General features: G+C 29.4%; 12 protein-coding genes and 1 tRNA gene. 10 read left to right on the forward strand and 3 right to left on the reverse strand.

The window, feature by feature from the left end:
- The first annotated feature begins 33 nt into the window (after positions 1-33).
- From BUA62_RS02565 to BUA62_RS02605, 10 genes are all read left to right on the forward strand, one after another.
- Positions 34-378: a hypothetical protein gene (locus BUA62_RS02565; RefSeq protein ID WP_072863153.1), complete on the forward strand. Its 345-nt coding sequence runs from the start codon at positions 34-36 to the stop codon at positions 376-378.
- Between the two features lie 29 nt (positions 379-407).
- Positions 408-1,475 (forward strand): hypothetical protein, encoded by a 1,068-nt coding sequence (locus BUA62_RS02570; RefSeq protein ID WP_143148307.1) that lies wholly within the window; start codon positions 408-410, stop codon positions 1,473-1,475.
- Positions 1,476-1,516: 41 nt separating this feature from the next.
- The gene (locus BUA62_RS02575; RefSeq protein WP_072863157.1) at positions 1,517-5,926 is read left to right on the forward strand and encodes a hypothetical protein; all 4,410 of its coding nucleotides are present in this window, start codon (positions 1,517-1,519) and stop codon (positions 5,924-5,926) included.
- A gap of 17 nt (positions 5,927-5,943) precedes the next feature.
- Complete coding sequence (locus BUA62_RS11450; protein ID WP_159429490.1) at positions 5,944-6,093, forward strand: hypothetical protein; 150 nt, start codon at positions 5,944-5,946, stop codon at positions 6,091-6,093.
- A 41-nt stretch (positions 6,094-6,134) separates the two neighbouring features.
- Positions 6,135-6,896 (forward strand): metallophosphoesterase, encoded by a 762-nt coding sequence (locus tag BUA62_RS02580; protein WP_047265193.1) that lies wholly within the window; start codon positions 6,135-6,137, stop codon positions 6,894-6,896.
- A gap of 4 nt (positions 6,897-6,900) precedes the next feature.
- On the forward strand, positions 6,901-7,191 hold the full coding sequence (locus BUA62_RS02585) for a hypothetical protein (protein WP_047265194.1): 291 nt from the start codon (positions 6,901-6,903) through the stop codon (positions 7,189-7,191).
- 5 nt (positions 7,192-7,196) lie between these two features.
- Positions 7,197-7,577, forward strand: a complete 381-nt coding sequence (locus BUA62_RS02590) for a hypothetical protein (protein ID WP_072863159.1) — start codon at positions 7,197-7,199, stop codon at positions 7,575-7,577.
- Positions 7,578-8,133: 556 nt separating this feature from the next.
- A complete protein-coding gene (locus BUA62_RS02595; protein WP_072863161.1) occupies positions 8,134-8,433 on the forward strand; it encodes a phage holin, LLH family in 300 nt (99 codons plus the stop codon).
- On the forward strand, positions 8,433-8,723 hold the full coding sequence (locus BUA62_RS02600; protein ID WP_072863163.1) for a hypothetical protein: 291 nt from the start codon (positions 8,433-8,435) through the stop codon (positions 8,721-8,723). The genes BUA62_RS02595 and BUA62_RS02600 overlap by 1 nt, the downstream gene beginning before the upstream one ends.
- Positions 8,720-9,283, forward strand: coding sequence for a hypothetical protein (locus tag BUA62_RS02605; RefSeq protein WP_072863165.1), 564 nt, complete (start codon positions 8,720-8,722; stop codon positions 9,281-9,283). Before BUA62_RS02600 ends, BUA62_RS02605 begins: the two co-directional genes overlap by 4 nt.
- Before the next feature lie 66 nt (positions 9,284-9,349).
- Here the strand turns inward: BUA62_RS02605 and BUA62_RS02610 are convergent.
- From BUA62_RS02610 to BUA62_RS02620, 3 genes are all read right to left on the reverse strand, one after another.
- Positions 9,350-9,424 (reverse strand) — tRNA-Glu (locus tag BUA62_RS02610).
- 43 nt (positions 9,425-9,467) lie between these two features.
- Positions 9,468-10,328, reverse strand: a complete 861-nt coding sequence (locus tag BUA62_RS02615; RefSeq protein WP_072863167.1) for a sugar transferase — start codon at positions 10,326-10,328, stop codon at positions 9,468-9,470.
- A 52-nt stretch (positions 10,329-10,380) separates the two neighbouring features.
- The gene (locus BUA62_RS02620; protein WP_072863169.1) at positions 10,381-10,905 is read right to left on the reverse strand and encodes a DUF402 domain-containing protein; all 525 of its coding nucleotides are present in this window, start codon (positions 10,903-10,905) and stop codon (positions 10,381-10,383) included.
- Between the last annotated feature and the right edge of the window lie 90 nt (positions 10,906-10,995).

Here is a 10,995-nt window from a genome sequence, read left to right on the forward strand (position 1 = left end):
GCTCTTTTTTTATTTAATTATGGAGGTGAAAATATGGCAAAAAGTGAAACAAGACCAAGCGAAATACAAATTATAAGTGTTATGGATGATGTTAGAAAAGGAAAAGTGAAAGTAAAATATGTATTCAATTACAATATTACAGAAGTGCAAGAAGAGGTAACAGAATTTGATGCAGCCGGCAATGAAATACAAGTAACAAAAATAATGTATGAATACGAACAATTTATATTTGAAAGTGAATTTGATTTGTTGTTTAAAAATATAATACCGCAGATTTTAAAGACTATGTATGAAGAAAAGAAAATGGAAATATTGAATAACATTGCTTTAGCAAGCACAGAATTACCAAAAGAAATAAGTATCGGTGGTGGTGAATAATGGGATTAGTAAAAACAGATTATGGATTGGTGCATAACACAGACGGTAGTTTATGTGTAACGGTTAGACCTGACGATATACCTTTCGAAGGCGTGAAAAGTTTTGCAGTAGAAGAAGGGACGACGAATTTGGTAAATCCAGATTTAACGACATGGACTATGAGTCATGGCGGAACTATTACCATGTTACCTGAAACATATATGGGTATGCCTGTTTATGAATTCAGATGCCCAGTTGGAACTATGATGTCAGTATATCAAACTTTTACACATTTAATCAATGAAAATTTTACAGGGACTATTTATTACAAGAAAATTTCAGGAGATAGAAGTTTTGCACTATATTTTAGGCAAGCTATTTTTGGAACACAATATAAGAACATTGCGCTTACAAATACAGAATGGACACGAGCAGAATTGAATTATCAATTCACAACTGATGATACTTGTATGTTTTTGATTTATCAACCAGTAGCTACTAATACACAAGAAATAATATATCATTTTGCAATGCCACAATTAGAAAAAAAACCCTTCGCAACCTCGTTCGTGGATGGAACGAGAGCGGATGGCAGATTTATAATACCATTTAATTATGACAAATTTGTAATTATGGCAACAGCAAAAATGACTCCAGGTTCTTTATCAACATCGTCATCATTGTATAAACGTATATTTGGGTTATATGGTGGCGATGGCACTAGTCCAACCGCTCGTTTTGAAGTTTTGAATAACCCTACTTTATTATCAAATTATGTTCATTTTGCTAATGGCACAACACAAGGCGTATATTTTACACGAGATTTTTCTATCACTGAATATGTTAACTATATTTGGACTTATGATGGTTTTGTTAGCAAAGTGTATATTAATGGTATTTTGAAACTTACTATGAATGTGACTATTGATTTTACTCCTTCTAAATTATTTATTGGATATCTTGGTTATTATTCTGAAAATTATTATCTTGGTAATGGTTTATATTCTAATATTTACATCGGCAACTACGACGCTAACATTTGGACTGATGCATTCATCCAAGAACTATATAATGCCAAAAAACCTTTCTCAGTCCCAGCGAAATTACCTATAATCTAATTTTAGGGGGCTTTTGCTCCCTTTCAAGTGAGGTGAAATAAATGTTTGAAGCACTTAATATAGATACAAATTTTCTAAGTTACTACAGACACAAAACAAAATACAAAAAAATATTGTTTTACGCAAAGATTGACGGCGTAAATTGGTATGATTTGAGCGATTACGTGCAAAATGTAAAAACAAATAACAAAATACAATTACTTAATAATGCGGTAATAGATACAACAACAATAACGGTAAAAAATGAGAATAACGCTTTTACTTCCACACAATATAATGACGCATTTGACCCAGTGGTCGGAAAAATAAACGGCACAATAAATGATGGATATTTAAATAAAGTATGGGAAGTTAAAATATTAGTTGAAGTAACCGATGGAATAAATACAATTCAAATACCGATTTTTCACGGTTGGAAAACACAAAGGGCTATAAAAGAAAAACATAAAAAAGCGAAAATAGAATTAAAGGATATATTATGGATAACAACACAAAAGAAAATAGAATATCCGTTACTTTACACACAAATGACACCAAACGCTATAATCTCTGATTTACTTAATAGATGTGGATTAGATACTAGCTATCAAGATTTGCAAAGTTTAACGACTGTATTCGATGTATTTATTGCAGAAAAAGATAGAACGTATTGGCAAGTTATACAAAAAATAGTAGAAGCAACGGCGGGGAGAATAAGCACAACACCAGAGGGAAAAGTAATATACAGAACAAGAATTGAAAACTTTATTGAGCCAAGTCCTGTTATAACAATTAACCAGGAAGATTTCAAAAATTATAATCTTTCAAATCAAAAAAAATATAACAGAATAAAATTAGAAAGTGAAGGTTTTGAAATAGGAGCAATAACCGAAGCGGTAATTGATACAGACTTGCAAGGAGATAATGCGATAATTGCAGCAACAAAACAAGGAAGATTTGAGCTTGAATATACGAGCGATTATATCAAAAACCCTGATACAACAGTATTTTTAACAGTATATCAAGGCGAAACTTTGGTTTCAGATGGAGAAGCTTTCACAGCTGGAAGTGATAATGGATTAATTAGATTAGATGAATTAACCGCATATCCAGACAAGTTAATTTTAAAAATAACAAATCTTTCATCGACTGTAAGTTATAGAATAGCACACGTTAAATTTAATGCAATACCAATCAAAAAAATAAGCTTAAATAATGTAATAAGACCTAACCTTACAAATGAACCTGATGCGGAAATCAGTTTAAAATCTCATTATTCATCTGAGGCAATGCTTTCAAATGTCGCTGATGTAGTAGAAAATAATTTGAGTAAAGAAATTAACTTTAATCTACAAATGAATGAATTTTACCCTGACGTTTTTGCTGGAAATCTTGTTAATCTTTCTATTGCTGCAAAAGGTATTTCAAGCGGTGTTTTCATTATCGACAAAGTGGAACATTCACTTGAAGCAAACAAATTCGAAACGAAATTGAATGTCGTAGAATGGAAAAATATAAACTTTGATATATCAAACAAAGAAATAACACAACAAATAGTTTCAAAAGAAATACAAAAACCTAATGTTGTAAAGACTGTAGAAGAAATTTCTGGGGCAGTGCAAAAGCTTCAGGCTCAAACGCAAGCAGTAGATGACAGAACAAACTTTTTGGATAGAGCAGAACCCTCAGCACCTACGAATCTTGCATTATCTACAATTAATGAAAATGGATTAAGCTTTATAAAAGCATCATGGGATGCAAATACAGAAACGGATCTTATAGGTTACGAATTGGCTTGGAGTTACGACGGTATTGATTGGAATTATATCAAAACATCAGAAACTCTTGTGAAGTTTGAAGTAGCAGGTAATAAAACAGTTTACGCAAAAGTTAGAGCATTAGATGCAGAAGGAAAAAAATCGGTATGGAGTGCAGTGCAACAAATAACAAGCGCAAAAGATGAAATGCCGCCAGCAATACCAACAGGTTTAATTGCAACTGGATTATTTCAAAAAATACAATTAAAGTGGAATGAAAACACAGAAGATGATTTCAAAGAATATGAGTTACAAGTTGCAACCGATAATACTTTTACATTGAATGTTGAAAATATCAAAATTTCGGCAACTAATTTTGTTTATGCTGGAAATACAAACACTACTTATTATTTTAGGATAAGAGCAATTGACGAAAGTGGAAATATTAGTGCATGGAGTGCAGCAGTTAGTGGAACTACAGCAAAAGTGTATGATTCAGATTTAGAAAGCCAAAGACTTACAGATGCAGAAAATGCAATAAATCAAAACGCAACAGATATTGCAACTTTGAATAATAGCACAATACCAAATCTACAGACTGATATACAAAATAATAGAACAGATATAGATAGCTTGAATAATACAACAATACCAACCTTGCAAAATGATATATCTAATAATCAAATACAAATTGATGATTTGAATAATAACACAATACCGGAATTGAATGAAAAACTTTCATACAAAGCAATAGCATTACCAGCAGGTGCAATAGGGTATTGGACTACATCTTTGCTTGATGATGTGAATAATATAAAACCGGTTGGGTATGATTATGTAAATCTAAAAAGTATTATTCAAGTAGTAGAAGATAATATACCAAACGGAACAATAACAGAAACTAAAATAGCTGATAATTCTATTTCTACGCCAAAACTTCAAGCGAATTCTATATCTTCTGATAAAATAATTGCAGGAGCTATAACAACGGCAAAAATAGCAGCTGGAGCAGTAACAGCAAATGAAATTGCTGCGAATTCTATAACAGCAACGCATATTCAAACAGATGCAATTACAGCAGAAAAAATTTCAGTAGGGGCAGTAATAGCGGAAAAGATAGCAACAGGAGCTATATTAGCAGAAAAGATAGCAACAGGAGCAATTACAACAGCAAAAATAGCAGCTGGAGCAATAACAGCAAATGAAATAGCAACAAGTGCAATAACAGCTAATAAAATAGCAGTAGGAGCTGTTACAGCGGATAAAATTTCTGTAAGTGCGGTAACTGCAGAAAAAATAGCAGCAAGTGCTATAACTTCAGATAAAATCGCAACAGGAGCTATAACGGCGGGAAAGGTTGCAGCTAACGCAATAACTGCAAATGAAATAGCGGCAGGTGCGATCACAGCGGATAAAATAGGAACAAATGAGATAATTACAAATACAGCTAATATAAAAATTGGAATAATACAAGAAGCACATATCGCAGATGCTGCAATTGCAGAAGCGAAAATACAAAATGCAGCAATTACAAATGCAAAAATAGCGGATTTAGCAGTAGATGATGCAAAAATAGCAAATTTAAATGCGAGTAAAATTACGACAGGTTTTTTGGATGCGGATAGAATAGAAGCAGGAAGCATTACAGCGGATAAATTAATAATGCAACCAGCTTTCGGACTTCCAAAAGGTGCTATTGCTTATTTTACAAATAGTCTTGTAGATGAAATTAATCAAATTATGCCAGTTGGATATACAGAAGTTAATCTTGCACCAACAATCACACTAACGCCAGAAAATGCGCCAGCGGGAAGTATAATTGGTGATTTGATGGTAGCAGATAAAATATATGCAAATCATTTAAATGTTAGTGAATTATCGGCAATTACGGCAAATGTAGGCACATTAAATACAGGAGTTTTGCAAAATTCTACAGGAACTACAAAATTAGATTTGACAAATGGGACGTTACAATTAGGATATGATGGAACAAATGACACTAATTATTTTAAATACGATGGAATAAATTTAGAAATAGTAGGAGCAACACTAAAATTGAGTAGTGAAAAAGGGGAAATACATTTTGTCGATTCAAATATAAATTTATTTGATAGTAATTATACTGGTTGGAATTCGATAACATTTGAAAATAATATTAACACACAAAGATTAAGAAGTAGTTTGTTATTCGAAACTAATAAAACAGTTTTTAGACAAGAAATATTTGATAGTGCGGACTATGTAAATATGTTAGCAGAATTTAGATTAGAAAACCCAATTCAAGCAAAAATTAGAATTATTGACTGGTATGAAAACATAAATCAGTGGATACCTACAATTTTTTTAAATTTAACTTCATTTAAAGTATATTCTTTTTCAGATTTAAATAATGATACTCCGTCACCTTTGTGGTTTGAAGTAAAAAAAGATGAAGGAATAAAATTACAGAACAATATAACTTCAGACCCAACAACAAGTGAAAATGGGCAATTATATTACAATTCATCTTTAGGAGATATAAAACTTAGAACAAAAAATTATTGGACGAAACTAAATAAACATTGGACTTTTTCATCAAAACCAGCTGCGGATCCAGGAATTTCTATAGGTGATTCTTTCTCATGGGGAACTCGCTTTTTTATAAAAACTGGAGATACAACATATGTTATACCAAACACTGGAATTTACGGAAGTTGGAGCTTATTACCAACATAATTATAAGGAGGTGCAGTATGAATAAGAAAGACAAAATTCAAATCAAGGTTATGGCTATGAATATGCATATGGAGGAAATTATAGAATTTTTGAATGAATTATTAGCAGAAAATGAAAATCTAAAAAAACAAATTAAAGAGTTACAAAAGCAAAATAATCATAATTAAAGAACCCTTCGGGGTTCTTTTTTTTATATGGAGGTGGAATTTTGGAAGTTGCAACATATGAATATAAAAAAGATTTTATTGATATTATTCCAGTTGGTGATCTTCATATTGGAAGTGAAAACTCTGATATCCATGATGTAATAAAAGCATTAGAAAAAGAAGAAGGTAAAATCATATTTCTTGGTGATCTCATTGATAATGCAATAGTTAATTCTTTAGGAGACGTGTATTCGCAAAAAGATAACCCACAAGGTACATTGAAGCAAATTAGTAGTTTATTTGACAAATTCAAAGATAGAATACTAGGAGTGGTAGGAGGGAACCATGAAAGAAGAACATGGAGAAAAGTTGGTGTTGATCCAATAGCATTATTATGTCAAGAAAAAAACATACCTTATACAGATGATCTTATGGTTATAGATATTAATTTAAAAAATGGTAAAAAATTAGTTGGACAAAAAAACAGAATTAATTACAAAATAGCTTGTCATCATGGTTCTTCAGGCGGAAGATTTCCTGAAAGAAGTATGAGGCAACATCGTTATTTTTTTGATGTAATATCCGGAGTAGATATTTACCTAACAGGACATACTCATATTCCAGAAATGCATAAATTCTCTATATTTGAATATGATTCGAAAAATAAAAAAATCAGAAAAAAAGACATAGTTGGTATAACTGTTCCATCTTGGACAGATGAAAAATATGCGGTGCAAAAGTTACTTGCACCGACAGCAAGAGGAATGTTTAAAATAAGATTGTTTGCAAACAAAACGCAAAAAATAGAAGTTTTAGCGAGGTGAAACTATGCATTATGAAAATTGTCCTTACGAAAAAAGAATAGAGCAACTTGAAAAAGAAATGAAAGATAGAATGCAACAGGATGCAATTCAAGAAACAATATTAAAAATAATAAATGAGCGTTTCGATAAATTAGAAAATAAAATAGATGGAATAGACGGAGAACTTCATAATGGTCTTATTCCCAAAAAAGCAAGTCAATGGTTTTATAGTTCGGTTGGAAAATGGGTATTGGGGTTAATAGGTACAAATGTAATTACGATCATAATTTTATTATACAAGGTTTTTCAGAGGTGATGTAAATGAATTGGGAAGATTATAGAGCAAAGCTTATTATCGCAGTTATGGGAGAAGCTGAAAGTTGTAGTTTTTTTGAAAAATATCTAATTGCTTGTGTTGGTTGGAATAGATGGTTTCACCAGAAAAAATATAATTTTAATACGTTAGAAAAAGATTTTCTTGGATACAGAAGAGAAATTATAATAAATGAAGTTTCAAGAGAGAAAATGGAAGAAAGTATAAAGGCAGTGGATCGAGCATTTATAGAACTCAATGCAGGTAATAAAAAATATAATGATCTTTTCTTTTTTAATTTATCTGGTAGAAAACCGAGTACAATTTTTAAAGTTGAACCTGTGATTTTTGATAAAGTTGTACATACTTTTTTCAGAATAATCGATTAAAGAATGAGAAATTGAAATGAAATATTTTCTTAAAACGCATAACACTCTGTAAGGGTGTTATTTTTTATTTTATATGTAAATTATCACATTTAGTATTAAAAACATCAGGAAACGCAAAATATTGTATGTGGTATGCATTTTTAGGGAAATTAATATAAAAAATAAGAGATTTTAGTTAGAAAATGAAAAATATTCAACATGGAAAAATAATTTCGTCAGGTCAAAATAACACTTAGTATAAAAATATATTGGAAAATTATAATGTTACCGAAAAATAAAAAGCTAATGGCAGATTCTGCCGTTAGCTTAGAAAAAAAAGTAGAATTTTGCAGGATCCAAAATGGAGGGTGCAAATTTAAAAATTATACAGCCAACATGCAAAAAATATCCAAATAAAAGTGACCGGAATAATATTCCGGTCATTAGCGAAATGATAAGACGTTTAGACAATGATGAATACAAATTTGTAAAAACCTACAAAATGTCGGTTTTGAAATTCCAGTATGAGGCTTGAGAAAGCCTCTTTTTTTATTACATTTTAGAAAGGAGTGAAATTATGGAAATTATTGTGTATGTATTAGTAGGTGTTGCATTTCTCTTAGGGAATTTATTACTACATTCAAAAAAGATGGAGAGCAAAATTAAAATTGTCAGAAAAATTGTTACACATGTCGTGGAATATGTAGAACAAATTGGAAATTTAAAAAATTTGCATGGAGAACAAAAGAAAAAACTTGCAATGAATTTGGCCAAAAAAACTTTATCAGAAATGCATATAAAAATATCTGACAATCTATTAGACACAATAATTGAAAGTATAGTATTTTACCTTAATCTTCAGAAAGGAGTGAAATAATGGATTTGAAAGACTGGAAAGTATGGTTAGTAATAGTTGCTGGAATTTTTGCTTTCTTATTACCTTTTGGAATAAAAACATTGCAATATCAAGAGCAAAGTACTTCACAAGTTCAGGAGTATTTAAACCAAGAAGAAGATCAGATTATTGATGTTATCATATATGATAACAATTATGAAGATGCAAAAAATCTTTTGACCATAAAATATCCGGGATATATAATAGAAGATTATGTTTATCTCGAAGGAAAGAAAGCATATCTTTTTAGATTAAAGAAGGTGGAAAAATGAAATTAGAAATAGGAGATGTTTTATTATTGCCAACAAAGAAAGTTAAAACATACAAAATTATAGCGTCTATTTTGGGACAAAATATAGCTAAATTAATAAAGAATATAACTGATCAAGATTATTTGCACGCAGAAATGTATATAGGAAATGGATATATTATGGCTGCATGGCTAAATGGCGTTCATATTGCAAAATATCCATTAGAAATACTTAGGCATTTCGATGTTTATAGACATAGAAATAAAAGAGTAAAAACAATAATAAGAGAAAAAATAAAAGAAGATTTAAAGGCATTTGTGAATGGAGAAACTACAAAATATATAGCAAGACCTTATGATCTACAAAGTTTAATATTAAATTCTATTTCAGAAATAATTGGAATAGTTGCTGATGAAGAAAAGTTTGAAGATTCATTAAATTTCGATAATCCGAATGCTTACATATGTAGTGAATTAATAGCAAGGATTTATCACGATGCTGGAGTTGATATAAAACAAAATCTTGAATTTGTTAGTCCAGATGATATAGCCAAAAGTGAAGAAATGATAAAGATATTGTAAATAAAAAAGAACTGCTCTGGATCTATCAGAGCAGTTCGTTCTATAAGTAAAAATACTTATATTGATTGGTAGCCCCACGGGGAATCGAACCCCGACTCTCGGACTGAGAATCCGATGGACTAGCCGTTATCCTATGGGGCCAAAAACAAATATATTATATCATAAAAAATTACATTTGTAAATATCATAATGAACCATTATCTTTAAAAATTGTTAAAAATGTTAAGAATATTATTTTTAAATCAAGTAAATAATTCTTGTTTTTTACATAGTAAAGATCGTATTCTGTTTTAATTTTATAATCTTCTAAGGTTGTTGTATATTTATATTTTACTTGTGCCCAACCTGTAATTCCAGGATTTACATATAATCTGTAATTGTAAAAATCTATATTTTCTTCACACATTTGATGAAATGTAAGCATTTCAGGTCTTGGTCCTATAAAATTCATGTTGCCAATTAATACGTTTATAAATTGAGGTATTTCATCTAAGCGTGTTTTTCTTAAAAACTTTCCAAATGAATGAATATTATCATTATGAATTGTTCTAAATTTATACATTAAAAATTTCTTTTTGTTTTTTCCCATTCTAATTTGTTTGAAAATAACTGGTTTTCCTATAGTAAAATAGTTTATTATAGAAATGATGATAAATAAAGGTAAGGAAAATATCAAGAAAAATAAAGCCAAAAAAATATCAAAAAAACGTTTTTCTTCTTTTTTTAGAAAAAATTCTGAATAATAATATTCAAACTTTTCAAACACACTCAAAGGAATTCTTTGTAGGTATTTTTCAACTAATTCAGGAAGTATTTCAATAACAATGCCTTGTTTTTTTAGACTTTCTAATTCCTTTTTAACATAATGTTCTAAGTTAGGATCAGCTATTAATACTCTGTCATGATATTTTATTTTTTCCAAAAAAGCTTCAGGACTTGGATTTAAAAAGTCCCCAAAGATAATTTTGCCTTTTGATTTTTTTTCTATTTCATATATAATAGTTTCAAATTCTTCTTTTTTTCCTATTACTAGATATTTTATCATTCTTCTCACCTGAAAAGTTTTATTCAATAGATATTTATATAACTTAATATGATTATCCTAAATCGATTAACCACATAATTGCATCTTTACTTGTTTCTTGGGTTAAAGTTTCAATTAAACCTATACTTTCAAATTTGTTTATTAATATAGTTTCTTCTTTTAGAATATTATAAAAATCAGCTTTATTTATATTTTTTATTTCAAATTCTTCAATTAACTCATCAATATCAAAAATTCTAAATGTGTTATCTTTTTTTATAATAATATCTAATTCTAAATCTTTGAATTCAATTATATTACCGTTTTTTGAATATTTTCCAAAATCTATATAAATAAGGTAATCTTTAATGTGAGAATCTTCTGTAGTGAGGAAAGAGGTAAGCATTATCATTTTATCAGGAAGGAGTAATCTTTTGATTTTTTTTATTGAATTGTGTCTATCTAAAATAATCCATTTTCTTTCAAGACCGAAAGAATTATTAAAATTATAAATATAATCTATATTTACTTTAACTTTTCTAGTAGGGGATACCAAATATTCTTTTTTGTTTTTTAAATCAAATTTATAATTTTTCATGATTTTTCCCTTTCTGGTTAGATTAAAAATATTATAACATATATCGAATATTGGGTCAAATAAAAAATGATTTTTATTTTTAAAGAAAAT

Origin of the sequence: Marinitoga hydrogenitolerans DSM 16785, from assembly GCF_900129175.1 — a bacterium.
GTDB lineage: Bacteria > Thermotogota > Thermotogae > Petrotogales > Petrotogaceae > Marinitoga > Marinitoga hydrogenitolerans.

Excerpts from the sequence above, each read along its gene's own strand:
- BUA62_RS02565 (WP_072863153.1), top strand. The coding sequence starts at position 34 with ATGGCAAAAAGTGAAACAAGACCAAGCGAAATACAAATTATAAGTGTT.
- BUA62_RS02575 (WP_072863157.1), top strand. The coding sequence starts at position 1,517 with ATGTTTGAAGCACTTAATATAGATACAAATTTTCTAAGTTACTACAGA.
- BUA62_RS11450 (WP_159429490.1), top strand. The coding sequence starts at position 5,944 with ATGAATAAGAAAGACAAAATTCAAATCAAGGTTATGGCTATGAATATG.
- BUA62_RS02585 (WP_047265194.1), top strand. The coding sequence starts at position 6,901 with ATGCATTATGAAAATTGTCCTTACGAAAAAAGAATAGAGCAACTTGAA.
- BUA62_RS02590 (WP_072863159.1), top strand. The coding sequence starts at position 7,197 with ATGAATTGGGAAGATTATAGAGCAAAGCTTATTATCGCAGTTATGGGA.
- BUA62_RS02595 (WP_072863161.1), top strand. The coding sequence starts at position 8,134 with ATGGAAATTATTGTGTATGTATTAGTAGGTGTTGCATTTCTCTTAGGG.
- BUA62_RS02600 (WP_072863163.1), top strand. The coding sequence starts at position 8,433 with ATGGATTTGAAAGACTGGAAAGTATGGTTAGTAATAGTTGCTGGAATT.
- BUA62_RS02605 (WP_072863165.1), top strand. The coding sequence starts at position 8,720 with ATGAAATTAGAAATAGGAGATGTTTTATTATTGCCAACAAAGAAAGTT.
- BUA62_RS02615 (WP_072863167.1), bottom strand. The coding sequence starts at position 10,328 with ATGATAAAATATCTAGTAATAGGAAAAAAAGAAGAATTTGAAACTATT.
- BUA62_RS02620 (WP_072863169.1), bottom strand. The coding sequence starts at position 10,905 with ATGAAAAATTATAAATTTGATTTAAAAAACAAAAAAGAATATTTGGTA.